Here is a 26,540-nt window from a genome sequence, read left to right as displayed (position 1 = left end):
CCACATCCTAAGTCAGCGTTCCACCCCAATCACAGCCAAACCGATCTCCGATCTACGATCCGCTGAAAGCCTGCCGCGAAGGATGAAGCTCTTGCTCGCAGCAAAGCTCGCCTGCCTTCCGCAGTCCGTGTGAACACTAGTTTTGATGAGCCAACACTCCCACGCCATAATTCGGCAAATCGTTCAGCATTTTCCTTGCGAGCACCGAGCACAGCGGGGACAGCGTGGTAATCGACCCGCTTCTTGAGGCCGAGCCATGAATTGCGCACCAGCAGGTATCGTGGGTTCTGTACCGGCCCGAGAATTTCAGCGATTGCCTGCATGACTTGCCGTTCGGCGGCCCGGCTGACTCCGGTCAGGACGATATCCTTTCGCCCGTCGAGGCTAGTGCGAATTTCGACGTTAGCGGCATCCAGTTCGCGCCCGCTAATGACGTCGACATCGACCAGCGAACGCAAGACAACACGGGTCACCGATTCCAGACTGCCCTCCAAAGAACCATTGCGCCAAATGAGCATCCCGGCCTTTGCCAGACGAGGCAGGCTTGCGAGCGTGGCAACACCGGCAAGCCCCGTCGCGATGATCCCAATTCCTTCGTATGACGCAATGCCCCGCAGTTCGATGGCCGCTGCAAAGGCTCCACTACCCGCCGCGCTCCAAACCAATGCCTGCAGGGTATCGAACCAGCTTAAAGCGCGCGGTGCGTAACGGGGAGCCGCGGTTTCGCGCACCTGCGCTCGCTCGGCTCCTTCACCGAGAGACACTTTCCAGCGTTCTGCAATGGCTGGACGGTCTGCTGCGGCTGCAAATGTCTTGAGATTCGCGAATGCCGCCGGTCTTGATGGATCGAGGCCTAGGCGGGCAACACCGTCTTCGATGAGGGTGGACGCACCATTGGAAATCCCTTCGAACGCCTTGAAGCGGCGCGCGACCACTTCAATATCAGACAACCCAGGTGCGCCCCCATCATTGAGAAAGCCCCAGTTGAACGTCGAGACGACCGCATCCCAGCTTTCGCGATCCTGCGGATCGACCGTCGCCAGATGCCAGATGTTGGCTACCTTGTCGGGCCTGGCCGGATCGATCCGGATTGCTCGTCCGCGCATCTGGTTGGACAGCATGAAAGAAGCCGTATTGCTCGCAAGTACCAAGCTGTTGAGCGCTGGCGCATCCCATCCCTCGCCGAGCAGCGACTGCGTGCCAACGAGTATGCGAATGAAGCCGCGTGTGAACAAGGCCGTGACGAGGCGGACCAGTTCAGCGGTGCCACCGGTCCTACATTCGATACGCACGTGTTCCGGGCAACCCGGCAAATCGCTTGCTCGAAAGTTGCCAGGATCGATGTGCAAGTCTGCTGCGACCTGGTCGAGCTTAGACAGAGTGCGCTTGGGAAGGATGACCAGACTGCCTGTTAGAACCCCGAGATAATCATCAGCGATGCCTGAGCGTCTTAGCTTCTCGAAGATTGGCACCACGCCGAGCTTGGCAGGCTTGAACTCCGCATCGGGTCCGTTCGGCAGCTCACCAGCGCGAATATGATCGGACAACACGACCATGCGCAAATCGCCATCCAACGCATTCTGTTCGGCTTTCGCGATGTCCACTATCGAATCCAGCTTCCCGAGGCTGGAAGTCATCAGTTTGAAGACTGAGCGTGTGTGCTGCAGCAGAACGCGGCCGCCTTCGATCAGTCCATGACGATTCAGCAGGTCGCGCAGAGTCCTGAGCCGCACCGGATCAAGCGGAAACGAGGCGGTGTGTTGCGATATCACGCCGTCAAGAAAGCGTTCGAGCCAGAACAACGATGGCTGCGGTACATTGCGCGCCGACACACCAAGCAACTTGAGCGGAGGGCGGGGCAGATCCCGTCCGGCTGATGCCAGCAGAACGAGCGCTGCCGACAACATCTCGGGCGCTTCGAGGATCTCTTCGACATGCGCTTGCGATTCCGTCAACCAAGGGTGCGCTGCCAGCCAGTCCAGCAACCCGTCATTTTGGCGCAATTCTATGTGCAACGAACCAATGGCCGCCCGCCTTCTATCGAGTTGCACCAGAGCATCTTCGGTCGGTTCCGACAGGATGAGGTGATCCTGATGAGGACAGAGATCGCCATTGCGCACCAGTTCGGGAATGCCAATTTCGAGGTCTATTGGCCCGCACAGTTCCTCGTAGCGAGACCATTCGGCGAAGCTGGCATCGTAAGGGGGTGTCGCAGTCAGTGCGACCAGACGGACATCATCCAGTCGGTTGGCCAGCTCTTTGAGACATTTCCACCACTCCCGCCGCAGGTGATGTGCTTCGTCCAGAACCAGCGTCAGCGGCCCCCGGTAATTCAGCTTATCAATCAGCGCATCGAGCTCCTCGCCGCGTCGCAGGCTATCGAGCGCCTGATAGGTCGCCAGCGTCAGTTCGCGGATGTCTGCCAGATCGCGAGAGATTTCCTCCGCTTTCGGCGGCGTGTCGAGAAACAGCGGGCAAAGCCGGTGTGTCCACTGTTCGCGAATGGCGATCGTTGGAGCAAATACAAGCGCAGGCCTTCCAATACGGCGCACGATCTCCAGACCGAGCACCGTCTTCCCGGCACCAGGGGCGGCTACGACATGCAGTCTTCCGTCATCAAAATGCTCGCCCATCTCTTCAAGGATTCGGGCTTGATAGTCCCGCCAGTTCCCCTTGAAATTCATATCCTTGAGCATCGCACATGGCCTAACACCTTGGGAAGCTTCCGCCTATTGCAATGTTAGATATCGCCCTCGGCCCAATTGCAGCCACTGGATCACACAGATCGCTTAGTCCGCTTTCCACCCCATCTCGTGACGCTTTCACCGAGCTGGAAATGAGCCAAGAGCGGACGGGCTACTAACGACCCGGTTCCATCAGTCGCGAATTGATTGATCTATCCAGAGGTCAATCAACTCCGCTTGACCATCACACGAATCTCCACAATTAATTGCGCAACTTATTGCGGAGATTCGTGTCGACAATGCCTGGCGAGCCAAATCAGGATCAATTTCACGCGGCCTATCTGGGGAAGCGACTGCAAGACATGATGGATCTTGCCCACGAGCAGATGCAGGATGTCTATGCTCAACGCGGATTGAATATCCCCGTGCAGGGATCTTCGACGCTTCAGGCGATTAAGCCGGGCTCTTCGGTATCACTCAGCGATCTGGCACGGGATCTTGGCCAGTCCCATCAACTCGTCGCGCAGCGTCTGCGAAAGCTGGAGAGCCGCAGACTCGTCTACCGGGCAGCTGACCCCACCGATGGCCGCAAGACGCTATACACCTTGACCGCTGAAGGCGAACGAACATGGCGTCTGCTCGACGAGACGATGGCGTTGGCTACGCGGATGAATTCCGACCTGTTCTCAGAGATTGGCGTGGATCTGGTCGCTGCGCTCGATGATGCCATCGCGCGTTTGCATGTGCGCAACATGAGCACGCGATTTGCCGATCTTGACGCCCCAGCCCCTGACTAAGGACCAAAGATGGCAAAGCTTACTCGATTTCTTGGCCTGATAGTCGCAACGACATTGCTTACTGCAAGTTTCAGCGTCTCTGCGGGCAAGCCGGCTGAACAGGCCATTTCACAGGACTACCGGCAAAAAGCTGCCGCCATCGCGCAGTCGTACCACGACGCCGGGATTCTTGATGGCGTCGTGATCGTCGCCACTCAGTCCGAGATACTCTACCAAGGTGCCTTCGGCCCTGCGAACATCCCGTTCGATATTTCTTACACCACAAATACGAAAGTGCGTCTTGCTTCGGTGTCAAAACCGTTCACGGCGGCACTCATACTCAGGCTCGAAGAGGTTGGTTTGCTCTCGACCGAACAAACGATTGCAGAGCTGCTGCCAGAGTTTTCTTCCAGTCCGGCAGCTGAGGTGACGGTCGACCAGTTGTTGAGCCATCGCTCAGGTATTCCGAATTACCAATATACGCCGCCTTATCAGGCGATTCAGACCCGAGTGCTGACGTCCGGCATGACCAGCTTGCCCGTTGATCTGGATGATATGATCGGGACCTTCATTGACAGACCCCTGACTTTCACGCCCGGCGAGGATTACGGTTACAGCAATTCGAACTACGTCCTGCTTCAGGCGATTGCCGAAAAGGCCACGGGGCAATCATTCGCGCAGCTATTGCGGACTTTCATTTTCGATCCTCTCGCAATGGAGGGTTCCGGAATCCTGACCTATCGGTCCGTCAATCGCGATCTGGCCGATGGTTATGTGGTCGTCCCAGGCGGATTTGAAGCGCCGCTACAGGCTCAGTTTGTCGGGGCCGCAGCGCCGGGCGGCCTTTATTCCACCGCTGGTGACATGGCCAAATGGTTTCAGGCGCTCTTTTCGGGCGGATTCTTCCGTAATCCGGGCACTCTGGAGAAAATGACCGTGCCCCGCGCAGTCGCCTATAATGAGACAAGTTTTATTGGCTATGGGCTGTTTACCTCGCTCATTTCTGTTGGCGATGAACAGGTTAAGGCGATTGGCCATGATGGCTGGGGCCCGCCGTTTACCGCCAACCTTCAATACATTCCCGAGAAAGGGCTGATTGTTTTTGCAGCGGACAGCATCAGCGGCACCGGCAGCAGGACATACGGAGAAACGGTACGGCTGGGCGAAGATTTGGTCCGGGCGGCATACGGCCTCGAAACAAACGTACCCTCCCAGCCTGCAGATTTGCGTCTGGCACAGCTGTTGGCAAGCGAAGGCATCGTCGAAGGCATCAGCCACTTCGAGTCACTCGTGAAATCCGGCAAGATCGAAAAGCCGCGGGAGCAGGACATTAACGGATTTGGCTACGCTCTGTTGGGCGCGGGTGATTTGGATCGGTCAATCGCTGTTTTCCGGCTCAACTCTCGGCTTTTCCCAGATTCGACGAACGCGTTTGACAGCCTTGGAGAGACTTATGAGAAGGCAGGCCAGTGGGCCAATTCCATTTCCTCATATCAAGAGGCGTTGCGGCTCAGTCCCGATAGTTCCCGCTTACAGGAAGCGCTTCAGAGGATCGAAGCGTTGCAAGAATCAGCGAGGGATAGCCCTTGAAACACGGAAGCGGTGCTTTGTAAAATAGGCACTCCGTCAATTGCATTTCAAGTCGGACAGCCGTCTACCGGACGACAAATTGACCATCCCGATCCTTTCGTCGAGAGTCCGCTTGCCACCCACAAGCGGTCACTGATCTTGCCTTTGATGGCTGCCGAAAGCTGACAGTGCTGTGGACATTCGGTCAGTCAAATCCGTAGTATTGGGGGCACTTTTGGGGGCACTGCCCAGACCTCTCTAGAATAAGCATAACTAAATCAGTTACATAGGTATCATGTGCGGGTCACGTAAGCGCACCACTTCTCGTGGGCCGCTGAAAATCGCCATTCCTCGGCCACGCCCGATGTGGATGCCGACAAGCCTGAGGCGAGCCGTGCCTCTCGGTCGAAGGTGGGCAGGTCTCCCTCCATTCATTCTGGCGCCCCTCCGACAGCCTGATAGAGCCCGACCAGAGTAGTAAGCTCGTCGGCCTTCACCTGCACCAGTGACAGCTCGACGCCCAGCAAGGCGCGCTGTGCATCGACCTGCTCGATATAGGGCGAATAGCCGGCGCGATACCGGTTGCGTGCATGACGCAGAGCATCGGCCACGGCCAATTGCTGGGCTTCGAGTGCAGCTTCCTGCTCTTTCAGATTGGCCAGCACCGCCATGCGATCCTCTACCTCGCGGAAGGCGTTGAGCACGGTCGCGCGGTAGGACCAGGCCGCCTGGTCCCGCTGCGCCGTGGCTCCGTCGAGCTGCGCCTGCAGCTTGCCGCCCTGGAAGATCGGGGCAAGGATGCTGCCGCCCAGCGACCAGACGCCCACGGGATCGGCGAGCAGGTCGGATAGCGCCAGTCCCGCCGCCGCGCCCAGATCGATCGAGGGCATGAAGTCGGCGCGCGCCATGCGCATTTTCGCGTCGGCTGCGGCAATGCGATATTCCGCTGCTGCCACATCCGGACGGCGGCGAAGCAGCTCGGACGGCAGGGTCGCAGGCGGAGGTGGCCGGCGGAGGTCCTCCAATGTCCCGCCTCTTACGATCGCACCCGGCAGTTCGCCGGTCAGGACCGAAAGGGCGTTTTCCTGCCGCGCGATCTGCGCTTTCAGTTGCGGGACCAACTGCGCGGTGGCCTGGTGCTCGGCTTCGGCCTGCCTGAGGGGAAGCTGCGAAGTGTAGCCGACCTCGGCCCGGTCGCGGGCGAATTTCACCGCCTCCTGCCGCTTGGCAAGCGTTTCTTCCAGCACCGAGAGCCGCCGGTCGAGCGCCAGCAGGGTGATATAGCCGGTCGCGGTTGCCGCGCTCACCGACAGCCGCGCCGCCTCCGCGCCCGCAGCGCTGGCAGCGACACCCGCCTCGGCGGCATCGATGCGGGCGGCGTTCTTGCCGAACAGATCCACTTCGTAGGAAGCGCGAAAGGCAGGCTGCGCAGCGACGGAAGTCTGCGCCTGTCCGAAGGGGGAAACCTCGCGCCGGACCCCGCCCTCTACGCCAGCACCCACCGAAGGCAGGAGGTAGCCACGTGAGCCCCGTTCGGTCGCGCGCGCCTCTTCGACGCGGGCTGCGGCGACCTGCATGTCCGCATTGTTGGCCCGCGCCTTTTCGACGAGGACCGAGAGATGCGGGTCGCCGAAAGCGTCCCACCAGTCACGCTCGATGGGGGTGGTCTCTTTGAGGTCTGTGCGCCATTCGGTCGGCGGGGCGACGGCGCTACCGATCGGGGCCTCCTGCAACGCGGGTGCACAGGCGGAGAGGGCAAGCGCGGTGGTGGCCAACAGGGCGAGCGATATGCGCTTCACGATCAATCCTCCGTATGGACTTTGGCGATGACCGACATGCCCGGGCCGAGGCGCCTTGCCGCCTCCTGCCCCTTGTCGAGCACGATGCGCACGGCGATGCGCTGCGGCACCTTCACGAAATTGCCTGCTCCCGTGTCGGGCTTCACGAGGCTGAATTCGCTGCTGGCCGCGGGCGCGATGCTCTGCACGCGGCCGGTGAGTTCGACGCCGCCCAGCGCGTCGATTTCGAGCGTGGCGCGCTGGCCGACCGCCATGTTCGCGGTTTGCGTTTCCTTGAAATTCGCCACCACCCACAAATCGTCCGGCACGATATACATGAGCTGGGTCCCGGCAGTGACCAGCTGGCCGACGCGCGCGCTGACCTCGCTCAGGCGTCCGGCCCGCGGCGCGCGGATCTCGGTGCGGGAAAGCTCGAACTCGGCGAGGCCTTTGGTAGCCTCGGCGCCAGCCACCTGCGCTTCGAGCGCGCCGCGCCCGACTGTGACGGAGCGCACGTTTTCAGCCGCGATCGCGCGCTGCGCCTGCGCCTGCCGGACGCCCGCCTGTGCCTGTTGCAGCGCTGCGCGGGCCTGGTCGCGTTCGCGTAAGGAGACCGAGCCTTCGCCCACCAGTTCGGCGATGCGGTTCATGTCGGCCTGCGCTTTCTGCAATCCTGCGCGGGCGGCAGCGACGGCGGCATCCTGCGCTTCGAGCTGCGCCTGAGCCGAGCGCAGGCTCTGGGCGCTGTTGGCCAGCGTGGCTTGCTGCGCCGCCGTGTTGGCCGCGCCCTGCTGGAGTTTTTGCTGGTAGGGTGCATCGTCGATCCGGGCGAGCAGATCGCCCTTCTTCACGCGCTGGAAGTCCACCACCGGCACATCGACGAGGTAGCCTGCGACCTGCGGGCTGACGACCGTGGTACGCCCGCGGACATAGGCGTTGTTCGTTGTCTCGTCGCCGCCTGCGAAAGGTGGCAGGCCCCAGGCGAACAGCGCCACAACTACGCCGATCAGGATCGCTCCGACCGCCACCACGATGCGGCGGCGGGAGGGATTGGGCGACCACCCTGTCTCCTGCCCGGAAGCGGGCGCGTCTTCGGTCATGGTTTCGGTTTCGGAAGGGTTCGGTTCGGTCATTGTCTGGTCCTTGCGAGCATGGCCTCCATGAAGGCCAGTTCCTTGGCGAGCGGGTTGCGCCCGCGGATCTTGTTGATGAGCCACGGCACGAAGACGACGGCGAACGTCACCGCCGACAGCGTGCCGATGAGGAAGAAAACATCGTTGAAGGCGAGCACTGCGGCCTCGCGGCCGACTTCCTGCGAGACGCTCGCGGCGGCGGCCTGTTGCTGAAGGGCGGGGTCGCCCTGGAGCGGCGCGGCGCGCTGTGCGGCATTGCCGAGGGCCTGGCCCAGCTGCTGGTTGGCGAGCGTGAGCGTACTGCCCGCATCGATGAGATGCGTCTTCAGGCGCACGGTGTGGAAGGCGGACAGCAGCGAGATACCCGCGAGGCCGCCGATCGATTGCGAGAGCGAAAATATCGCGATGAAACTGATGACGTAGCTCTGGCCTGCCGCAAGCGCGCGCAGCATGCCCTCCATCATGATCGGCCCCATCGCGAAGACCGCCGCGAAGGCGATGGCGGCCTGCGTGAGGTAGAGGTCCTGCGGCCGCGTCATCACCCCGGTGCGTGTATCGGTAAAGGCGGCGATGCAGATGACGAGAATCGCGAAGAGCACGGGCCGCGTGAGGTCCTTGGGGTCCAGCCGCACGACCGACAGCGCCATGCCGCCGAATGTCGCCCCGGCAAGCACCCAGAAATAACCCGTCAGCTGCTCGCTGCCGTAACCCAGAGCGGCGAACATCCCGCTCGCCCCGAAGCCCTGTTCGGCAACGAGAATGCGCACCGTCGCCCCGATCAGCGCGAGCGCGAGGATGGAGCGGCTCGACAGCCAGCTGAGGTCGAGCATGGGGCTCTTGCGGTTGGCCTCGATCAGGAAGCAGCCGCCCAGCGCGAGGATGCTGGCGGCCAGCGCGTAGCCGAGCCATGGCGTGTCCCACCACTGGATGCGGCCCTGGATGAGGAAGGCGCAGAGCGCGGCGACGCCGACGACGAACAGGGCGATGCTCGGGATATCGAGCTTCTCGAAGGTCTGCTTGCGGATGCCCGGCGGCAGGCGCAGCCAGTAGACCATCCCCAGGCCGAGCAAGGAAAGGGCGAACTGGAACTGGAAGATATGGGTGATGTCGCCATCGACCAGCAGCGCTGGCGACAGCGCACGGGTCAGCGGGAAAGCGACCTGTGTCAGGCCGAGCGAGATAACCAGCCCGCCGACGCGCATGGCGGCGGGCAGGCCCTGCATGAGGTAATAGATGGCGAGCGCCGACAGCCCGCTGGCGGTGATGCCCGCAACCGCACGCGCGGCGAGTTCGGGATGGTAGCCGGGACCGATCATCTGCACGAAATTGGCTGCGACCAGTCCTGCCATGGCCCAGCGCACGAAGGGCTGGATGCCGAATTCCTGGCGCACGCGGAACAGCAGCATGCTCATCGTGGCATAGGTCGAATAGAAGGCCACGGTCAGCCAGCCCGCCTCGACCGGGGTCAGCGCAAACTCGGCCTGGAGCGCGGGCCCGTTGGCGAGCAAGAAGCCGTTTTGCGCACCGCCCACCAGCGCCATGAAGACACCGATGGCGAGATAGGCCGCGCGGCGCGCCGGGGGGTGGTCGGGATTGGCCGGAGAGCCGGGGAGGATCGGCATCTCATGCGGCTTGAACAGATAGCCGTCCACAGTGTCGATGAGGGTATCGCGTCCGGTCATGGCACCAGCGCTCCTGCGACGAGTACCTCTTCGAGCGCGGCTGCAAATTGCGCATCGTCTTCCATGCCGCCGACAAGCTTGCCGAGGCGTTCGCGCCGGGCGACGGTGCTTGCGGCGGAATAGATGAAATTCGCCACCCTGAACTCGAGATGCGCGGGTGCGTCACCCCGCTCCTGTGCCGCCGCCTGAGCCAGATCGATGAAATGCCGGTGCAGCGGCAGCGAAAGCGTTTCGAGCAGCCATTGCGAGCGGTCGCTGTCGATGGTGATATCGCGCAGCAGCAGGCGCGGGACCTCGGGCCGGTCGAGGAGGTAGGCGAGGAAGGTGCGGGCCGAATGGTCGAGCCGCTGCTGCGCGCTTGCCTCGCCGCCATTACCGGGAGCCTGTTCCAGCGCCTCGCGCAGGTCGGCTCCGGCCTGCGAGACGATATCCTTCCACAAGCCCTGCTTGCCGCCGAAACGATAGGAAATCAGCGCGACGTCGACCTCGGCATCGCCCGCGATCTCGCGGAGCGAGGTGGCCTCGAAACCCTGCGCGGCAAAGCGCTGCAGCGCGGCGCGAGAAATCGCTTCACTGGTGTCGGTATCGGTTTGTTTGGGGCGTCCCCGCCCGCGTCGCTCGGCCATTCACCGCTCCTTGTGCGCTGCAACATAAGGCCCGGCAAATGATTATTCAATGGGTGTTGAATAAATCGACATGGGCCGGCTGCCAACCGCGCGGAGCGACCCATTCTCTTTGGATAAACACCGTCGCGCGAATGGTTCCGCCCGACAGGGAAAATTGCTTATCGAAACCGAACTGCCGCTGGCGTGTTCACATCACGAAGCCCGCTTCGATTGCGACGGGCGCAGTTCCCTCGATAAAAGGACTACTCGCATGAAAATCCTCATGGTTCTCACCAGCCACGACAAGCTGGGCGATACCGGCAAGAAGACCGGTTTCTGGCTCGAGGAGTTTGCGGCGCCCTATTACGTGCTCAAGGATGCGGGCCACGAGATCACGCTGGCGAGCCCGGCCGGCGGACAGCCGCCGCTCGACCCCAAGTCCGACGAGCCCGACGCGCAGACCGATGCGACCAAGCGGTTCAAGGAAGACGAGGAAGCGCAGGCCCACCTCGCGTCGACCCACAAGCTTGCCGATATCGACGTCTCCAAATTCGACGGGGTGTTTTACCCGGGCGGCCACGGCCCCTTGTGGGACCTGGCCGAAAGCGCCGATTCCAAAGCGATCATCGAAGGCGCGCTTAAGGCGGACAAGCCGGTGGCGCTCGTTTGCCATGCGCCTGCCGTGCTCAAGAATGTAACGTCTCCTGAAGGCGATCCGATCGTAAAGGGCCGGAAGGTCACCGGCTTTACCAATGCGGAAGAAGAAGCGGTCGGCTTGACCGACGTGGTGCCGTTCCTGCTCGAGGATGTACTGAAGCAACAAGGCGGCGACTTTTCGGAAGGAGGCGTTTTCGAACCTCACGTGGTCCGGGACGGGCTGCTGATTACCGGCCAAAACCCTCCGTCCAGTGAGCCGGCTGCCGAAAAACTGCTCGAAGCGCTGGCCAAGGACGGGTGATCTTGGCGGCAGGCGCGTCAGTCGAGCCTGGGGGATTGCTCAGAAGAAGGCTGCCGACCCTGTGAACATGGAGATCATCGCATTTGAAAAAGGCTTGGTGCAGGCTTACTGCGCCAGTTCCTCCAGCCGTCCTCGTTGCTGGATCACGGCTTCACGACGCGAGGGCAGGTCGATCAGGCCCTGCTTGCGGAATTTCGTGAACTGGCGGCTTACGGTTTCGATGGTCAGGCCCAGTACGTCCGCGATTTGCTGGCGAGACAAAGGCAGCTCGAAAGAATTCGATACTTGGTCGATGGGCACGCAGCCCTTGGGCGCAAGGCGGTCCGCCATGTCGAGAAGGAAGGTCGCGAGCTTTTGTTCCGCGTTCATGCGGCCGAGCAGGAGCATCCAGCGCCGCGTCCGGTCGAGTTCCGACAGCGTGCGTTCGAGCAATTTGTGTTCAAGCCGAGGATGTTCGCGCGCAAAGCGGTCGAAATCGGATCGCTGGAAAGTGCACACCAGTGCCGGAGTAAGTGCTTCGACGCCGTAAGGGGTCGATGGACCGAAGGGTCGGCCCATGAAATCGCTTGGATAGGCAAGACCCAGGATCTGCTCCTTGCCGTCGCTCGTCTGGGTCGAAAGCTTCAGCAGTCCCTCGATGACATTGGCGACGACGACTGCCTCGTCGCCTTCCCAGAACAATTGTTCACCGGCTTCGAGCTGGCGCCTGCGACCGATGGAATTGAGAACGCGAATTTCGCCGTCGTCCAGATCCGCGCAAATGGCGCGGTTGCGGACGGCGCAAGCCTGACAGAAGTTCAGGGCAGCTTCGGATGGGATGCTATCCATGCCTCTTCGATACCGACCGCCGGCCCTCATGCCAAGGAGCGACCGCAGCCTAGTCAGATTTCGGGCGGGATAATCAGAAAATGGCGGAGACGGAGTCCGTCTAACACCGAAGCGTGAGAGTTCGCGCGCGACCGTTTAAAAGACTAGAATCGCGTTTTTTTCAGGGGTGGCGTGAGTGATCCTTTCCGTAGCTGTTCGTATCCTATCGTTGCGGATGTCCTAAAACCGCAGTACCTTTGGTGCATCTGTTAGGGCAACGGAGCCAATTTCATGCCGCGCCAACTGCACAACGCGTTGACCCCCGTAACCGTGAAGAATGCTAAACCGGGGATCGGCCCGAGTGGATCGGAATACGTAAAGCGCTACGCAGACGGCGGTGGACTCTATCTCCAGGTCAAGCCGGGTGGCGCGAGAAGTTGGGTTTATCGCGGCACCGTGGCGGGCAAGGTGCGCTATGTAGGGCTGGGCAGTGCAGCAGGCGCGGGAGCATTGTCACTAGCCGATGCCCGCGAGGCAGCGCGGGAGAAGGCGAAGGAGGTAGCCGCTGGCGTCATACCTGTGTCCAACTGGCGCAAACGCCAGCGGGAAGCCAAAGCAGCGGAGCAATCAGCACGCATATCGAGCACGACCTTTCGGGATGCGGCAGCTAGCTACCTCTCGCTAAACGAAGGCGGCTGGAAAAATGACAAGCATCGTAAGCAGTGGCACTCAACTCTGGAGACGTATGCCTATCCGCATTTCGGAGACCTCCCCGTTGGCGAGGTCGCTACCGAACACGTGATGGCAGCACTCAAGCCGATCTGGAATGAGAAGCCGGAAACCGCCAATCGGGTGCGTGGTCGCATTGAGAGAATTCTTGACGCCGCGAAAGTCGAGGGCTTGCGGGACAGTGAAAATCCAGCGCGTTGGAGGGGGCATCTGGAGAATGTGCTCCCGAAACCAAGCAAGGCGAAGAGGCGACGCAATGAACGGCTGGGCCGATCGGGCCACCATGCGGCCATGCCCTATGCGGAGGTCCCTGCCTTTATGGCCAAGTTGAGGGAGCGCGAGGGCATCGCTGCAATGGCGCTGGAGTTTACCATCCTTACTGCTGCGCGAACCGGTGAGACGGTAGGTGCTACGTGGAGTGAGATTAATTTGGAAGCGGCAGTCTGGACCATTCCTGCCAACCGCATGAAAGCGGAGTCGGAACATACCGTTCCCTTACCGTCACGCATCACTGAATTATTGGGTGCCCTACGGCAGCTTGCACGATCAAAAGGCGACGTCAGCAATCGACCGGTATTCCCAGCAATCCACGGCGGCAGCCTCTCGAATATGGCAATGCTGATGCAGCTTCGCCGAATGACCACTGGGGTGACCGTACATGGGTTTCGTTCCAGTTTCCGCGATTGGGCGGCGGAGACGACCGGCTTTACGCACGAGGTTTGCGAGATGGCGCTTGCCCATACGATTGGGAGCAAAAGCGAGGCTGCCTATCGGCGTGGGGTCTTGCTACCAAAGCGCCGCAAGCTGATGGAGGCTTGGGCAGATTACTGCGGAGGCAGCGGAGCCTCTGATGGTCGGCAGGATAACGTCACTCCGATTCGCGAAGTGGCTGCCTGAAGACCAATATCCCTCGTGCATCTGGATGGAATTTCTCCGGTTTGCTGGTGCACATCGGGCAATCCTTCCACAGGTGGGTGCCAGAGCTCTGCGCAGGTGTCTGCCGAGGCAATTCATACAGAACTGCTGAAATGCCATCCGCGCGGCCAAGGAATAATCCCCAGACAAAATGAGAACATCCTAGCGCTACAGTGCGGTCGCAAATATCTTTCTGGCGTGCCCACGAACGACCGCGCGGTCATGCACGGCGGGGAAGGGAGCACAGAAAGACAGACACATGAGTGTGTTGAAAGAAGCACTATTGTGCAGCGTGCCGGAGTGCGCGCAAGTACTCGGTATTGGAAAAACCAAGGCGTACGAGTTGATCTCGGACGGCTCCCTGGAGACAGTTTCTATCGGCTCTCGGCGGCTGGTCAAAGTCGCCAGCATTCATCGCCTTGTCGAGTCCTTCGACATCGGAAGGGCCGCGTGACATGGCGGGCCGGACTGATGGGCCCAAGGCCGAGTATGTAAAAGGCCCTGCCTCGATTGCCGTCGAGAACAGGGCCGGAATTGTCGAAGCTCCAAAGCTGACAAATCCACATACACACACGAGAAAGGCAGGACAAACGATTCTTGCTTGCAAAGGTACGGCAGGTAGCACGTGTCCTTTCTCAGCGCAGCTAGGGGGTCTCGCATGAGCAGGCGATCGTTGCGCGCGTCGATTGACGCCCACTGCCGCGACTGTGGAGCATGCGATGCGGGAGCCAACTGGCGCGAGCATGTCTCTTGCTGTCCTGCCGTAGCGTGTCCTCTGTGGGCAGTAAGGCCAATGTCCCGCTATGTGCCGGATTGGTTGGCCAGCCGCGATCCAACGGCTTTGCCCGACGGCTGGTGCCAGCTTCCATTGGAAGATGCGCTGCCCCGGCTTCGTCTCGGTATCTGTCGCCGCACACATGACGCCGATACGTTGTCATGTGAAGTAGGTCCGATGCTGAATGGGGATGCGGGTCCGCAAAGGAGGGGATCGCTTTCAGGTGCCTCTCTAGCTGTCACGAGGAGGTCCTCCGTTGGTCGTCTTTGAGCAAGAGCACGGGCGTCACGTCTGGAGGATTGAAGCGACCGAGTGGAATGGCCAGCCGCGCCTCCAGTTCTGGCCATGGTTTCGCGACAAGCAGACAGGCGATCTTCGTCCAGGCAAGCAACAATACGGCGGCGGTTTCGCGGTCCCGTTTGATCGGCTCCCCGAATTGATCGAAGCACTGCGGTCAGTCGAGGCAAACGACGCCTGATTTAACAGGCAAGATACAGGCGAGGGCGGTGCGAAATACGCCCTCGCTAACCCTTCCGCCGCAGTTCACTTGAAAAACAAGACAGGTCCCCAGCCATGCCGGATGCTGCAAACGCGACAAGTCGCGTAAATGCGCGTATTTTGCGGGACGAGAGCAACGGCCATGCTCGGCAGGGTTCAGAGTTTCCGGAGGCCATAAAGAAGCCTGAGATAACGGCAGCTTGCGGAACTGACTCCCCGTTTGGCACGGGCCTTGCAAATTTACCTCTACATGTAGGGTGCGCGCAGTCTCCCGCCTCCAAGACCATCTTCCCGCACGGTGGAGCACGCAATAGCGCCAACCGCACGAGCGATTACTTAACCCCTAAAAAGGCTCAAAAGCTGATCGAAGCGGCCCATCGCGCAATTCAAATCGGGCGACCACTCAATCGACACATTACGATCCATTGGGAAGCGGCTGGCCTTAGCGACCGGGAGGCGATGCAAGCGACAACGGCCTTCCTTAAGTACCTGCGCGAATGGCTCAGAGGAGATACGGCCTATCTCTGGGTGCGCGAGAATGGCGAGGGGAAAGGTTCGCACGTTCATATTCTGGCACATGTTCCAAGGGGAAAGGCGATGAGTGGCGCAATTTCTCAGCGCTGGATAAGGCGGTGCACGGGAAAGCCATACCAGCGGGATTTGATCCACACGCGCAAAGTCAGAGGCTCCGATCATCCGGACTCGCTTCTCTATACCGAGAACTTCGGCACGGTCTTTTCCTACGATCTGAAGGGAGCGGAGCCGTCCGTGACAATGGCTTTAGGACGAGAGCACAAGCCCGGCGGCACAATAATAGGCAAGCGTTGCGGGACGAGCCGAAACATCGGCGGCGACTGAGTTTCTCTAAGCCTTAACGCGCTGGCGCTTTTCTATTCGAGCGGCTTCACCAATTGGGCTTAAAGAGCAGTACGCGCGGGCGCGCCTAGACTAAAGATAGAGCATACACCTGCTTTGCCGTCCGTGTCGGCGGCGGTCAATCGGTGCTGCTCTAAATGGTAGGCTAGCGCAGTTTAGGGACGGTAAGCTGAGCGAACTCCGAGTAGCCTACGCGGCGAGACATAGTTCCCAACTAATCACATCGTCAGCAACTTCGCCAAGTGCTGGGTAGCAGAAGCTTTTACGCTGCTTCTGTTTACGCTATTTGCCTCAGGATGGATTTATTCGTAACTCGCAAATGGCCACCTGCTGTCGGTGGCATGGAAACATACAGTGTCGAACTCACAAATGAGCTCGAAAGACACACGGAGCTTCGGAAAGTTGTTTTGCCAGGAAAGGACGACGGTTCCCCGCCGTCTCCGGCATCACTTATTGGTTTCGCTGCGCGCTTCATTTTTCGCTACCTTCGGTCAAAGCCGCCTCGGACTTTGCACATCGGAGATTTAGCTTCCTGGCCCTTGGCGTTGGTAACGTTGGTTCGATCACCCCGGCCAAATATCGTTATTTCGGTTCACGGCACGGATGCAGGGTACGCTCAGCGAAAGCACTTAAAGGGGAAGCTGTACCGAGCCTACCTAAAGGCTGGATCAAGATTGCTGCGAAGTGCAAAGCTTATATCCAATTCGACCGCTACCAAGGATGCGGCCGCAGAGACAGGATGGTGTACGCAAAGGATCATCCCGTTGGCAACGAACTTGCAGGCAGCCAGTCCGCCGACTTCCTGTGAGGGACACATTCTTTTCGCTGGTCGCCTAATCCCAAGAAAGGGGTGCAGGTGGTTTGTCGAAAATGTACGCACCGAAATCCCGATTAAGATCGCTGGAACGATCTGGGACGAAAAAGAAAGCGAGGTATTAAAACACCCTCGGGTCGAATTCCTCGGACCGCTTTCTCAGGAAAAGTTGTTGTCGGAATATCGGCGCGCCTTATGCGTTGTCGTCCCGAATATCGAGATAGACGGAGACTTCGAGGGATTCGGATTGGTCGCTCCGGAAGCAGCAGCAGTCGGCGGAGTCGTATTGGCAGCGCGAACGGGTGGACTTGTTGAGGCGGTGCAAGATGGTGTGACAGGGTTCCTGTTGGCATCAGGAGAGCCAGCAGAGTGGGAGTCAAAACTAGGCGAAATTGCAGCGTGGGATTATCAGAGACGACACGAATTTATTGCGCTCTCAATGGCAAAGGCGCAGCGGCGCTACAGCTGGTCCCGTGTCGCCGAAGAAGTATTGGAAGTATATCGGAGTCGCTAAATGCTCCCAGGTGAAGCGCCATTGCGGATTGAATGTTAATACGTTTCTGCCAAGCTCTTCCCATGATCAAAGAAATCATCAAGAAGACGCCGATCGTCAGAAGCGTGGCTAGGGCGATCATGGCAATGACGGTCGAGCAAAGGCGCAAAAATTTTGACTCCGGTCGATATTGGGAATCGAGATACCGTAAAGGTGAAAATTCCGGACCGGGATCATACAGCAGGCTTGCAGCTTACAAAGCCGAGTTTCTCAACGATTTCGTCAAGCGCCATGATATTCAGAGCGTCATTGAATTCGGGTGTGGGGATGGGGCTCAACTACAGCTCCTGAAATTCCCAGATTACATCGGGATCGATGTGTCTTTGACGGTTCTCGATCAGACGATCAAAATGTTTGCCGGCGACACGTCTAAACGCTTCATGCTGTTGCAGGACTACGACGGATCACAGGCGGATTTGTCGATGTCTCTCGACGTGATTTATCACTTGGTCGAAGATCAAGTTTTTGAGGCCCACATGCGCCAGTTGTTTGAGGCTGCAAAGAGCTTTGTGATTATCTATTCAAGCAACATTGATGACCGATCAGTGTCAGCGCATGTCCGGAACAGAAAATTTACCGATTGGGTCGCTACCAACACGGATGCCGAACTCGTGTTACACGACGCCAACCCCTATCCATTTAGTGTATCGGACCCAGACGAAACCTCCCCGGCAGACTTCTTCGTTTTCAAGGTCAGGGAAGCCACCGTCGCGACCAAAGCGTCCACGACAACGGTCATAAGGCGGTGAATAATGATTGGAGCCATATTGGGTCCGAGCATTGCAACCAAAGCAGCCTCTCGCACCCCAAGACCTCCGGGTGCGCCGGGCACCAGAAAACCGAGTAACCATGCCAAAGCAAATGCAGGCAGAGCCCAAGTGCTGCCTTCCACGAGCTGGAACGACAAACAATTGAGCGCTGTACTCACAGTAAGGTAAGGCAGCGACCAAAGAGCAGGTTTCCAAGGCGAGAAATAGATAGCAATCGCTGCAAGAAGGACGAGAACGAAAGCGATCATCGCTGAGGTTGGAATCTCAGGTAGAATCACGAGTGCTGCTGCACCAACAAATGCTGATGCCAAGATGGCAGAAGCCATCTCAATTCCGGTTGAGATGGCGGACACTTTCAAAGGAACATTCATGCGTTTGGCCAGCGCCGCTCGGCCGACATGATGAGCGACGTTGCCTGGAAGGTACTTTCCGACTTGGGAAATAAGCACGATCCGGCCTCCGTCCTTAAGCGAAAGCTGCGAGCCGAGCGCTCGCACGATTGCTAGCCACGATAGAACGTTCGTCAGATGGGCGGTAAAATAAACTAAGGCGGCTGCCAACACTACGCTAATGCCAATGTCGATCCGCGATGGCCAATTGGTAAATACGAAATATCCGATGAGGCCAAGGCAGGCCAAGAAGATCGCAGTTCCTGCAATATGCGCCAATCGCTTCATGAGTTGATCTCCGTTCATGCGGCGACGCGTCAAAACCGGATTACAGCTTGTTTGCTCGAAAAGTAATTTGTCCAGAAAAGCGCAGCTTCAAATAATTCCGCATTTGCACGTCCCACCCCTTCAATCGCGCTGCCATTTCAATCACCGGGTAGACTGCCCCGATTGACAAGCGGCGCATCGTCAGTTGACGAGTGATCACTGCCAATCCCTCGGGGCCTGGGCGCATTTCTTGGATGTAAAAGCCATTGTCTTCCAGCAAGCGGAAGACCCCGTATGGTGTAAAATTGAAGATCGAATACGAGTGGTAAGGTTCAAGGTTTGACATCGATCCAATAAAGCTGCCGCCGGTCTTTAGAACGCGATGTGCTTCTTCTGCCACCCGATCAGGATGCCTAATGTGCTCGAAAACCTGCTTGCTAAAAATAATGTCGAAGGTCTCCGTTTTGAACGGCAGATTTTTACCATCGTATGTCTTGAATATAGCATCTTTGCGGCTGCGCGCGTCGACCTCTGGAGACCCTTCAATGTCCACACCAATGTAAGCAGCATTGGGGAAGAAGGCGCGTGCTTGGTCTACGGCACCGCCTTCGCCGCAACCTAAATCGAGGAAGCGAACCGGATCAACGCACCCTGCCTTCTCCAGAAGATCCAAAGCCTGAGTTGGACGAGCATGGTCATTAGGGATGCAACGGCTTATCTGGTCGAATTCAGGACCTCGAACGTTCACTGCAAGCTCCACTGTTTACAAGGGCTACGCGATAAAGGTCATGCTGAGTGCTCCGAACTTAGTTAGTCTCTCAGCGGTACAACCGATCGTGCTGTGCCTGCGGCTCAATAGGGCTTGACCCCATGTGTATAGCTCGCAGGCAAGTCGCTTAAAAGCAAGGTGAACATAGTGGTTCGCCCCAAAACGGAGGCTATCGACGTTCTCCTACCTAATGGGCCGCTTGCATGCATCGCCAAAGCAATGTGGTATAATCTATCTGGACGCGGTGGCGGTGAGGATGCTGATGAATGGCTTTCCCAAAAACTACTCCATACGCCGACCGGCCCGCTAAAGAGCAAACTGATCCCTTGATCCATAATGGATTACCGCAGCAAGGGAGGTAAGAGCATGAGGGCTCAAACCAAAGAATTGCTGAATGGGTCTCGGTCCGTAGGTCAGCATTCGCTGATCTCACCCCGATATTAGCCGGTCCGCAGGCGGCCCAACCTTTTCAGCAAACGACTGGCCGGTTTGTATAGACAAGGTTCCAACGCTGACCGTCACCCTCTAGCCAAGTCCAGCCGGTGCGGTTTTCACTTCACTCGCAGGATTAGCTATCGCCCGGGGGGGTGGGATTGTTGAATATGCAGACCAGGAGGGCGGTCGGAGTCCATAGCCGGACCGCTAATACAGCTTCTCGCCCGCGCGAGGTTGCTAAAGTAGTGAGATTTGGAAACTGGAAATTGGGTCAAAATACACTGTGCGAACACGGACGCCCGCATGAACAACACTCAAGATGTATCGATTATCCACGCCGCCTATGAGCGCGTTATCGGCGCACCCATTAGCGCATCGTCAGTCGAATCTAGCTCTAAACCCACGTTTTTCGGCAGGATATGGCGGAGACGGAGGGATTCGAACCCTCGATACCCGTTACCAGGTATGGCTCCTTAGCAGGGAGCTGGTTTCAGCCACTCACCCACGTCTCCGCATCGCAAGCCTCGGCTGCGAGGGGCGCGCTATAGCTAGGGGTTGGGATGCCATCAAGGGTGAATCCGCCGTCATCTTCTTACCGTGCGAAAGACTCGCTTCGCCGCGAATTCGATTCGGTTCATCGCCCTGTCATTGCCCACCTGCTCCAAAGCGATTCTCCTCATCGGCGCAGCCTTGTCGGCTCGATCGACGATGGGGCACAGGAAGGGATTTCGAAATGAACACCGCACGCACGCTTTTGGTGAGTTTCGCCGCCGGGTTGGGGCTCATCGCAGCCCCACTGTCCGCGCAGGTCGAAACCGTCGACCCGGATGCGGCCTACGACGCTGCAATCGATGGCGACCTGGAAGAGACCCCGGGTGAGCCATCACCCTACGAGGCTCCGGCAGCCGATGCGCCGCAAGACCCGGCATACGGGATAGAGGACGAGGCTGATGCCGGGGTGCCGCCGGTCTGGTCGGAACAGCAGGCTGAGGAGGCCGCATCGGCTGCAGTCGATAGCGCCAATGTCGACAATCCTGCCACGACGTATCGCGAAGACGATCTTATCGGTGCGGCAGAGGGCGTATTTGGCAAGGGTGCCGAAGGTGTCGCCAATATGATCCGCAAGCTCCTGGCCGATCAGGGCGAGCCGAACGGATACATCGTAGGCCGCGAGGCGGGCGGCGCGTTCGTGGTCGGCGCGCGCTATGGTTCGGGCACGCTCTTCCACAAGATCGAAGGCGAAATGCCGGTTTACTGGACAGGCCCGTCCGTCGGGTTCGATGCCGGGGCCAATGCGGGCAGCACCTTCGTGCTGGTCTACAATCTCTATGACACCGAAGAACTCTACGAACGCTTCCCTGCAGCCGAGGGCCAGGCCTATGTGATCGGCGGCCTGCATGCGAGCTATGTGCGCAAGGGCGACGTGGTCCTGATCCCGATCCGCATGGGTGCCGGCCTGCGGCTCGGTGTGAATGCGGGGTATCTCCGGTTTTCCAAGAAGCAGCGCTGGCTGCCCTTCTGACCCGGTGCGATTCCGCAAAAAATAGGCAATCTTGAAGGGCCGCAACCGTATTTCGGTTGCGGCCCTCGGCTTGTTGGGCGAAAGGGCTTTCCATGCTCGATAGACTAGACGCCCAGCCGCCTGACGCCCTCCTCGCACTCATCAAGATGTATGCAGCCGACGAGCGTGAGGACAAGATCGACCTCGGTGTCGGAGTGTATCGTACGAATGACGGCGCGACGCCGGTTTTCCGTTCGATCAAGTTGGCGGAACAGCGCCTGATCGACGAGCAGGACAGCAAGTCCTACCTCGGGCCGGAAGGCGATACCGGCTTCGTGAAAGCGCTGATGCCGTATATTTTCGGCGACGACGAAGCTCTCGCCGCGCGCATCGAAGGGATGCAGACGCCCGGCGGTACAGGCGCGGTTCGCCTTGCGGTCGCCCTGGCTGCAAAGGCCGGTGTGAAGCGCGTCCATCTGGGCGTGCCAAGCTGGCCCAACCACGCCCAGATCCTCGACGATGTAGGTGTCGAGACCGTCACTTTCCGCCACTCGACCGACGAAGGCACCGCCGATCTCGATGCTGTGCTGGCGACGATCGAGGCGGCCGGCGCGGGGGACGCCGTGCTGCTCCACGGGTGCTGCCATAACCCGACCGGCATCGATTATACGCCCGACCAATGGGCAGAGATTGCAGAGGCGTTTGTAGCTTCCGGTGCGTTGCCGATACTCGATATAGCCTACCAGGGGCTCGGACAGGGCATGGAAGAAGACGTCGCGGGCGTTCGCACCGTGCTCGATCACGTGCCCGAGGCCTTGATCGCTTATAGCTGCGATAAGAACTTCGGCCTGTACCGTGACCGCGTGGGTGCGTTCTACATGATGGCCAAGGAGCCGGGCCAGCTTGCCGCGATCGCTTCCAATGCCAATGCGCTTGCCCGCGCGAACTGGTCCATGCCGCCCGACCACGGTGGAGCGGCCGTCAGGATCGCGCTTTGCGACGAGCACATGACCAAAGTCTGGCAGGACGAACTCGACGAGATGCGCTCGCGCATGCGCCGCGTTCGCGCGCGGCTCTCCGAAGCCGACAGCGAAGCGCCGGGTCTCGGCCTCGCATCACTTGGCGACCAGAATGGCCTGTTCGCAATGCTCCCGCTTTCCAAGGACCAGATCGTGCAGCTTCGCGAGGAGCATGCGATCTACATGGCGGGTTCGGGCCGGATCAACGTGGCCGGACTTCACGCGGGCAATACCGAGAAGTTCATCGCTGCGCTTGCGGACGTGACCAAGGGCTGATCCCGCATGGATCGCCAGCCGGTACTTGAAACACAGCGCCTGCTGATCCGCCCCCTGCAGGAGGAGGACCGCAGCACCCTTTTCGAGGTCGCGAGCGATCCGATGGTGTGGGAACAGCACCCGGTCCACGACCGCTGGAGGCGCGAGGTCTTCGACGCATTCTTCGACGAATGCCTCGCCAGTGGCGGCGCACTGGCCGTGATCCGCAAGGACAAGGATCGCATCGTCGGGCACACGCGCTTCGATAAGTTTGATCCGGACGAAGGCGGCGTGGTCGAGATCGGCTGGACCTATCTGGAACGCGTTTGCTGGGGGAAGGGCATAAACTCTGAAATGAAAGCGGCGATGCTGCAGCACGCTTTTGCCAGTGTTGCGCTCGTCGAATTCCGCGTCGGGGACACGAACTACCGATCGCGCAACGCGCTGGAGGCAATCGGAGCGGTGCGCACGGACCGGTACGAATTGGGTCGGTATGACGGCAAGCGTATCGTCCATCTGGTTTACGAAATTACGCGGGACAGCTTCGCCGAAGGGCCGCTCGCGGAGGCCGGATAGGCCGGTTTCGGCCAAATTCAGCCGATTCTTGCTGACCTGTTTACGTCTTTCGTTCTCACCAAATTTAACGGTTCATCGCACCTTCCGACCAGACCGCCTGCCGGTTTGGAGGACTCGCGCAATATGTTCACCTAAGCGAAAGGTGGCTCTGAACAGGGGGCGAAATCCATAGCGTCGACGTGCGGCATTCGGGTCGCGGGCGCTTACAGCCAAACGCATGGATTTATGATAGCCGGGTGCGCCATCAGGGGGCGAACGGACCTAATTGGCGTATTCGCGGGGTCGGCTGTCAGAGTTTGAAGGAGGATTGCAATGACTACTATTTCCAAGAAGCCGAAGACGCTTGTCTGGCTTGCCGCGCTTTCGCTGCCGCTTTCGGCCAGCCTTTCGGCCCAGGAACTCCGCCCCGTCGGCGAAGCTCAGGCCGAAACCGAAGAAGCCGAAGTGCTGACCATCGTCGAGGGCAGCGTGCCCAGCGACCTTACCGGCCTGCCCGAAGGTCCCGAAGTCGAAGGCTTCATCTCGGCCCGCAGCGGCAACCGCATGCAGGTCACCACGCTGGGCGGCCAGAACACGCTGATCGTGATCAGCGAAGGCACCGAAATCCGTGCCAAGGGCGGTTTTCTCGGTCTCGGCAGCAAGGAGCTCACCGCTTCGTCGCTGCTAAATGGCTTGCCGGTTACTGTGAAGACGGTCCAGTGGGGCGGCCGCGGCCTGATCGCGACCGACGTGCGCCTGAAGGATGACGATCTCGAAACCGCAGCCATGATCCGCAACGGTACTTCGCAGCAGTTCGCCGAACAGCGCGAAGACATCGACGCCAACGCGGCGCTCGCTGAATCGCTGCGTGGACGCATGGGCGATATCGACAAGTACAACATCAAGGGTTCGACGAACGTGTTCTTCGACACCGGCAAGTACAATCTGTCGGCAGAAGCCCGTCAGGACCTGTGTGCAGCAGCCGACCAGGCGAACGCGATGGACAACGCTCTCCTGCTTGTCGTCGGGTACACCGACTCGACCGGCAGCTACGAGATCAACCAGGAGCTCAGCGAACGGCGTGCAGGACGCGTGGTCAACTTCCTTCAGCAGGAATGCGGCTGGCAGCCCTGGCGTATGCTGAGCCCGACCGGCATGGCAGCGTCGGACCCGCTGGCAGACAACAGCACGCCCGAAGGCAAGGCGCAGAACCGCCGCGTTTCGGTCAACATTCTCGTCAGCAAGAGCGTCGACGGAATGTAATCCATCTCCGGAACTGACCGGAATTATGGAGCGGGGCGGTCCAGTGGGCCGCCCCGTTTTGCATTCCGGGAATGTGGCTTCAGCCCTTCAGGCTCTGCATCCGCATGAGATAGCGGGCGAGCACGTCGATTTCGAGATTGACGCTATCACCTTGGCGAAGGGCACCCAGCGTCGTGACCTCGCCGGTATGGGGGATGATGTTGAGCGCGAAGTCGCAGGCGCCATCTTCGCGGTCGCGAACGTCGTTTACCGTCAGCGAAACGCCGTCGACGGTGATCGACCCCTTTTCGGCCACGAACGGCGCGAATTCGCGCGAGATGCGAATGGCCAGCATTGTCGACCCGCCGGCATCCTTGACGGCCACGACCTGTCCGACGGTATCGACATGACCGGTAACGAGATGGCCGCCGAGTTCGTCGCCCAGCCGCAGGGCCGGTTCGAGATTGAGTATGCGGCCCTCCTGCCACATCGCAGGCACCGTACGGCGGATAGTTTCGTCGGAGACGTCGAAGCCGATCCGTGCCGCTCCGGCCTCGCCTGCAAGACCTACCACGGTCAGGCAGACGCCAGAGCAGGCAATCGATGCGCCGATGTCGATCGCTCCGGGGTCGAACGGACAGGCGACGGTGACGCGCGTATCCTGGCGCTTCTCGACCTTTTCGATTTTGCCTATCGCCGTGACGATACCGGTAAACATTGCGGTCAATTCTCCTCTTGGCGCGAGCGGCTGTAGGCTTCGAAGCAATCGCTGCCAAGCTGGCGGCGTTCGGTCAGTTTCCAGCGCCCGTGCGCTTCGTCGAGGCTTCCGAGCCCGATGTCGCCCAGCGCCGAGCGTCCTTCGCCGATAAGGACAGGTGCGCGGTATAACTCGATGCGGTCGACGAGATCTTCGGCAAGGAAACTGCCCGCCGTCTGCGCGCCGCCTTCGACGTAAAGGTATTGCACCTCGTCGAGGCGGCCGATCTGAGAAGGGGTGTTGATGACGGTGACGCCGTCGGGCGCAATGCCACGCGACAACAAGATCCGGCGCGGAGACTGGTGCTCAAGGCCGGCCAGGCGAACATCAAGGCGCGGCTGGTCCGCGCGCCATGTGCCACCGCCGACAAGAATGGCGTCGTGCATGGCTCTGCGGGAATGGACATGTGCGCGGGAGGTTTCGCCGGTGATCCACTGGCTCTCGCCAGAAGCGGTTGCAATCTGGCCGTCCAAAGAGACAGCGAGCTTTAGTGTTACGAACGGGCGGGCAAGGCGCGCGCGGGTCAGATACCCGGTAAGGCTGTCTCCGACCTCGGGAGTTGGGAGTAAATCCACCTCGATCCCGGCATCGCGTAATCTTGCGACACCTTCACCTGCTGTGCGAGGATCCGGGTCGGGCGAGCCGACTACTACGCGGGCAACTCCCGCTTCGCGAAGCAGGTTGGCACAGGCCGGACCGCGAGGCGAGACATGGGCGCACGGTTCGAGCGTGACGTAAGCGGTCGCCCCTGCCGCCAAATCGCCGGCCTCTTCCAGCGCGGCTGCCTCGGCATGGGGGCGTCCGCCACCGTGGGTCCACCCGCGACCGACGACTGTCCCTTCCTTTACGATCAGGCAGCCGACAGCCGGATTCGGGCGCGACATGGGGCGTCCGCGCGCAGCCAGACGCGCTGTTGCATTCAGCCAGCGGATGTCATTCCCCCTGGTCGACAACCGTTGCATCCGTGTCTTGGTTCTGTTCGCCGAAGAGACGCTCCAGCCGTTCGCGCTCGGCCTGCTCGGCAGCATCGCGTTCCGCTTCGGCCTTCGCCTCGGCAGCGGTTGTATCGACGCCCGTCGCCGCTCCGACACGGCGGTAGAGGTCGCGTTTTTCCTCTTCGATCCGGTCAAGCTCGGCCTGGCGTTCTTCCTTCAGGCGCTGGTTTTCGAGATTCGACTGGCGAATTTCCTCATCCGTGCGGTCAGCCGCGAAGGTGCGGATATATTCCACCTCGGGTTGTTCCGGCGGCATGAACACCCGCTCGTGCGTGAGGATGGAGATGAGGCCGAGGCAGGCGAGCAGCGATACCAGCAGGAAGGCCCAGCGATAGGGCTGCGGCTGCCGGATATAGCTCCAGAAATCGGAAATGCCCCCGACGGGGTTCACTCTGCGAAAATAGCGCATGCTATACAGATAGTAGGGTTGTGCG

General features: G+C 59.9%; 23 protein-coding genes, 1 tRNA gene and 1 pseudogene. 13 read left to right on the top strand and 12 right to left on the bottom strand.

The features are described 5' to 3' along the window. Positions 1 to 29: 29 nt before the first annotated feature. Entirely contained in the window at positions 30 to 2,696 is a 2,667-nt protein-coding gene (locus CVE41_RS04870) for a DEAD/DEAH box helicase family protein (protein ID WP_100259636.1), read from the bottom strand. A gap of 350 nt (positions 2,697 to 3,046) precedes the next feature. Here CVE41_RS04870 and CVE41_RS04865 point away from each other — a divergent pair, with 350 nt between their 5' ends. Continuing rightward, positions 3,047 to 3,481 (top strand): MarR family winged helix-turn-helix transcriptional regulator, encoded by a 435-nt coding sequence (locus CVE41_RS04865; protein ID WP_157799411.1) that lies wholly within the window; start codon positions 3,047 to 3,049, stop codon positions 3,479 to 3,481. Between the two features lie 9 nt (positions 3,482 to 3,490). After that, positions 3,491 to 5,050 (top strand): serine hydrolase domain-containing protein, encoded by a 1,560-nt coding sequence (locus tag CVE41_RS04860; RefSeq protein WP_100259634.1) that lies wholly within the window; start codon positions 3,491 to 3,493, stop codon positions 5,048 to 5,050. Positions 5,051 to 5,460: 410 nt separating this feature from the next. On the opposite strand, the gene CVE41_RS04855 is transcribed toward CVE41_RS04860, so the two are convergent. The 4 genes from CVE41_RS04855 to CVE41_RS04840 are packed head-to-tail and all read right to left on the bottom strand — an operon-like array spanning position 5,461 to position 10,248. Then, positions 5,461 to 6,828 (bottom strand): efflux transporter outer membrane subunit, encoded by a 1,368-nt coding sequence (locus tag CVE41_RS04855; protein WP_198507724.1) that lies wholly within the window; start codon positions 6,826 to 6,828, stop codon positions 5,461 to 5,463. A 2-nt stretch (positions 6,829 to 6,830) separates the two neighbouring features. Then, complete coding sequence (locus CVE41_RS04850) at positions 6,831 to 7,940, bottom strand: HlyD family secretion protein (protein ID WP_100259633.1); 1,110 nt, start codon at positions 7,938 to 7,940, stop codon at positions 6,831 to 6,833. Continuing rightward, positions 7,937 to 9,622, bottom strand: a complete 1,686-nt coding sequence (locus CVE41_RS04845) for an MFS transporter (protein WP_100259632.1) — start codon at positions 9,620 to 9,622, stop codon at positions 7,937 to 7,939. The genes CVE41_RS04850 and CVE41_RS04845 overlap by 4 nt, the downstream gene beginning before the upstream one ends. Beyond that, positions 9,619 to 10,248 carry a TetR family transcriptional regulator gene (locus CVE41_RS04840; protein WP_100259631.1) on the bottom strand — a complete coding sequence of 210 codons (630 nt, stop codon included), beginning with the start codon at positions 10,246 to 10,248 and terminating at the stop codon, positions 9,619 to 9,621. The genes CVE41_RS04845 and CVE41_RS04840 overlap by 4 nt, the downstream gene beginning before the upstream one ends. A 250-nt stretch (positions 10,249 to 10,498) precedes the next feature. Here CVE41_RS04840 and CVE41_RS04835 point away from each other — a divergent pair, with 250 nt between their 5' ends. After that, positions 10,499 to 11,185 (top strand): type 1 glutamine amidotransferase domain-containing protein, encoded by a 687-nt coding sequence (locus CVE41_RS04835; RefSeq protein WP_100261376.1) that lies wholly within the window; start codon positions 10,499 to 10,501, stop codon positions 11,183 to 11,185. Positions 11,186 to 11,290: 105 nt separating this feature from the next. Here the strand turns inward: CVE41_RS04835 and CVE41_RS04830 are convergent, their stop codons facing one another. Continuing rightward, entirely contained in the window at positions 11,291 to 12,013 is a 723-nt protein-coding gene (locus tag CVE41_RS04830) for a Crp/Fnr family transcriptional regulator (RefSeq protein ID WP_198507723.1), read from the bottom strand. A gap of 270 nt (positions 12,014 to 12,283) precedes the next feature. On the opposite strand from CVE41_RS04830, the gene CVE41_RS04825 reads away from it, so the two are divergent. From CVE41_RS04825 to CVE41_RS04800, 6 genes and pseudogenes are all read left to right on the top strand, one after another. Continuing rightward, entirely contained in the window at positions 12,284 to 13,618 is a 1,335-nt protein-coding gene (locus CVE41_RS04825; RefSeq protein ID WP_100259629.1) for a tyrosine-type recombinase/integrase, read from the top strand. Between the two features lie 277 nt (positions 13,619 to 13,895). After that, positions 13,896 to 14,090 carry a helix-turn-helix domain-containing protein gene (locus tag CVE41_RS04820; RefSeq protein WP_198507722.1) on the top strand — a complete coding sequence of 65 codons (195 nt, stop codon included), beginning with the start codon at positions 13,896 to 13,898 and terminating at the stop codon, positions 14,088 to 14,090. Positions 14,091 to 14,984: 894 nt separating this feature from the next. Beyond that, the gene (locus CVE41_RS14590; protein ID WP_157799410.1) at positions 14,985 to 15,767 is read left to right on the top strand and encodes a hypothetical protein; all 783 of its coding nucleotides are present in this window, start codon (positions 14,985 to 14,987) and stop codon (positions 15,765 to 15,767) included. A gap of 314 nt (positions 15,768 to 16,081) precedes the next feature. Further along, positions 16,082 to 16,513: pseudogene (locus CVE41_RS15030) on the top strand (glycosyltransferase family 4 protein); the annotation flags it as partial. 36 nt (positions 16,514 to 16,549) lie between these two features. After that, entirely contained in the window at positions 16,550 to 17,113 is a 564-nt protein-coding gene (locus CVE41_RS14855; protein WP_232725798.1) for a glycosyltransferase family 4 protein, read from the top strand. A gap of 62 nt (positions 17,114 to 17,175) precedes the next feature. Beyond that, the gene (locus tag CVE41_RS04800) at positions 17,176 to 17,901 is read left to right on the top strand and encodes a hypothetical protein (protein ID WP_198507720.1); all 726 of its coding nucleotides are present in this window, start codon (positions 17,176 to 17,178) and stop codon (positions 17,899 to 17,901) included. Here CVE41_RS04800 and CVE41_RS04795 read toward each other — a convergent pair. The 3 genes from CVE41_RS04795 to CVE41_RS04785 all read right to left on the bottom strand — a co-directional run bounded on the left by CVE41_RS04795 (position 17,784) and on the right by CVE41_RS04785 (position 20,294). Continuing rightward, positions 17,784 to 18,599, bottom strand: coding sequence for a lysylphosphatidylglycerol synthase domain-containing protein (locus CVE41_RS04795; protein ID WP_198507719.1), 816 nt, complete (start codon positions 18,597 to 18,599; stop codon positions 17,784 to 17,786). The two genes, CVE41_RS04800 and CVE41_RS04795, sit on opposite strands and share 118 nt — an antisense overlap. 40 nt (positions 18,600 to 18,639) lie before the next feature. Continuing rightward, positions 18,640 to 19,338, bottom strand: a complete 699-nt coding sequence (locus tag CVE41_RS04790; RefSeq protein WP_100259624.1) for a class I SAM-dependent methyltransferase — start codon at positions 19,336 to 19,338, stop codon at positions 18,640 to 18,642. Positions 19,339 to 20,202: 864 nt separating this feature from the next. After that, positions 20,203 to 20,294: transfer RNA gene (locus tag CVE41_RS04785), tRNA-Ser, on the bottom strand. A gap of 221 nt (positions 20,295 to 20,515) precedes the next feature. Between CVE41_RS04785 and CVE41_RS04780 the strand changes: the two genes are divergently transcribed. The 4 genes from CVE41_RS04780 to CVE41_RS04765 all read left to right on the top strand — a co-directional run bounded on the left by CVE41_RS04780 (position 20,516) and on the right by CVE41_RS04765 (position 24,375). Beyond that, entirely contained in the window at positions 20,516 to 21,304 is a 789-nt protein-coding gene (locus CVE41_RS04780) for a DUF1134 domain-containing protein (protein ID WP_100259623.1), read from the top strand. Between the two features lie 92 nt (positions 21,305 to 21,396). Continuing rightward, complete coding sequence (locus tag CVE41_RS04775; RefSeq protein ID WP_100259622.1) at positions 21,397 to 22,578, top strand: amino acid aminotransferase; 1,182 nt, start codon at positions 21,397 to 21,399, stop codon at positions 22,576 to 22,578. Positions 22,579 to 22,584: 6 nt separating this feature from the next. After that, positions 22,585 to 23,133, top strand: coding sequence for a GNAT family N-acetyltransferase (locus tag CVE41_RS04770; RefSeq protein ID WP_100259621.1), 549 nt, complete (start codon positions 22,585 to 22,587; stop codon positions 23,131 to 23,133). 312 nt (positions 23,134 to 23,445) lie between these two features. Continuing rightward, entirely contained in the window at positions 23,446 to 24,375 is a 930-nt protein-coding gene (locus CVE41_RS04765; protein WP_100259620.1) for an OmpA family protein, read from the top strand. Between the two features lie 79 nt (positions 24,376 to 24,454). On the opposite strand, the gene CVE41_RS04760 is transcribed toward CVE41_RS04765, so the two are convergent. Genes CVE41_RS04760 through CVE41_RS04750 form a run of 3 tightly spaced genes read right to left on the bottom strand, consistent with a single transcriptional unit; the run spans position 24,455 to position 26,515 of the window. After that, positions 24,455 to 25,072: a riboflavin synthase gene (locus CVE41_RS04760; protein ID WP_100259619.1), complete on the bottom strand. Its 618-nt coding sequence runs from the start codon at positions 25,070 to 25,072 to the stop codon at positions 24,455 to 24,457. Positions 25,073 to 25,077: 5 nt separating this feature from the next. Then, positions 25,078 to 25,995, bottom strand: coding sequence for a bifunctional diaminohydroxyphosphoribosylaminopyrimidine deaminase/5-amino-6-(5-phosphoribosylamino)uracil reductase RibD (ribD, locus tag CVE41_RS04755; protein ID WP_232725797.1), 918 nt, complete (start codon positions 25,993 to 25,995; stop codon positions 25,078 to 25,080). A gap of 49 nt (positions 25,996 to 26,044) precedes the next feature. Further along, a complete protein-coding gene (locus tag CVE41_RS04750) occupies positions 26,045 to 26,515 on the bottom strand; it encodes a hypothetical protein (protein WP_100259617.1) in 471 nt (156 codons plus the stop codon). Positions 26,516 to 26,540 lie beyond the last annotated feature (25 nt).

The organism is Qipengyuania seohaensis, assembly GCF_002795865.1.
In the GTDB taxonomy this organism is placed as follows: Bacteria; Pseudomonadota; Alphaproteobacteria; order Sphingomonadales; family Sphingomonadaceae; genus Qipengyuania; species Qipengyuania seohaensis.
The sequence above is the reverse complement of the archived record's forward strand: the minus strand, read 5'-3'. Positions and strand labels throughout refer to the sequence as shown.

Excerpts from the sequence above, each read along its gene's own strand:
- CVE41_RS04850 (WP_100259633.1), bottom strand. The coding sequence starts at position 7,940 with ATGACCGAACCGAACCCTTCCGAAACCGAAACCATGACCGAAGACGCG.
- CVE41_RS14590 (WP_157799410.1), top strand. The coding sequence starts at position 14,985 with ATGCCGGATGCTGCAAACGCGACAAGTCGCGTAAATGCGCGTATTTTG.
- CVE41_RS04845 (WP_100259632.1), bottom strand. The coding sequence starts at position 9,622 with ATGACCGGACGCGATACCCTCATCGACACTGTGGACGGCTATCTGTTC.
- CVE41_RS04775 (WP_100259622.1), top strand. The coding sequence starts at position 21,397 with ATGCTCGATAGACTAGACGCCCAGCCGCCTGACGCCCTCCTCGCACTC.
- CVE41_RS04870 (WP_100259636.1), bottom strand. The coding sequence starts at position 2,696 with ATGCTCAAGGATATGAATTTCAAGGGGAACTGGCGGGACTATCAAGCC.
- CVE41_RS04795 (WP_198507719.1), bottom strand. The coding sequence starts at position 18,599 with ATGAAGCGATTGGCGCATATTGCAGGAACTGCGATCTTCTTGGCCTGC.
- CVE41_RS04780 (WP_100259623.1), top strand. The coding sequence starts at position 20,516 with ATGAACACCGCACGCACGCTTTTGGTGAGTTTCGCCGCCGGGTTGGGG.
- CVE41_RS04760 (WP_100259619.1), bottom strand. The coding sequence starts at position 25,072 with ATGTTTACCGGTATCGTCACGGCGATAGGCAAAATCGAAAAGGTCGAG.
- CVE41_RS04820 (WP_198507722.1), top strand. The coding sequence starts at position 13,896 with ATGAGTGTGTTGAAAGAAGCACTATTGTGCAGCGTGCCGGAGTGCGCG.
- CVE41_RS04830 (WP_198507723.1), bottom strand. The coding sequence starts at position 12,013 with ATGGATAGCATCCCATCCGAAGCTGCCCTGAACTTCTGTCAGGCTTGC.
- CVE41_RS04765 (WP_100259620.1), top strand. The coding sequence starts at position 23,446 with ATGACTACTATTTCCAAGAAGCCGAAGACGCTTGTCTGGCTTGCCGCG.
- ribD (WP_232725797.1), bottom strand. The coding sequence starts at position 25,995 with ATGTCGCGCCCGAATCCGGCTGTCGGCTGCCTGATCGTAAAGGAAGGG.
- CVE41_RS04800 (WP_198507720.1), top strand. The coding sequence starts at position 17,176 with ATGATCAAAGAAATCATCAAGAAGACGCCGATCGTCAGAAGCGTGGCT.
- CVE41_RS04840 (WP_100259631.1), bottom strand. The coding sequence starts at position 10,248 with ATGGCCGAGCGACGCGGGCGGGGACGCCCCAAACAAACCGATACCGAC.
- CVE41_RS04770 (WP_100259621.1), top strand. The coding sequence starts at position 22,585 with ATGGATCGCCAGCCGGTACTTGAAACACAGCGCCTGCTGATCCGCCCC.
- CVE41_RS04865 (WP_157799411.1), top strand. The coding sequence starts at position 3,047 with ATGATGGATCTTGCCCACGAGCAGATGCAGGATGTCTATGCTCAACGC.
- CVE41_RS04860 (WP_100259634.1), top strand. The coding sequence starts at position 3,491 with ATGGCAAAGCTTACTCGATTTCTTGGCCTGATAGTCGCAACGACATTG.
- CVE41_RS04825 (WP_100259629.1), top strand. The coding sequence starts at position 12,284 with ATGCCGCGCCAACTGCACAACGCGTTGACCCCCGTAACCGTGAAGAAT.
- CVE41_RS04835 (WP_100261376.1), top strand. The coding sequence starts at position 10,499 with ATGAAAATCCTCATGGTTCTCACCAGCCACGACAAGCTGGGCGATACC.
- CVE41_RS04750 (WP_100259617.1), bottom strand. The coding sequence starts at position 26,515 with ATGCGCTATTTTCGCAGAGTGAACCCCGTCGGGGGCATTTCCGATTTC.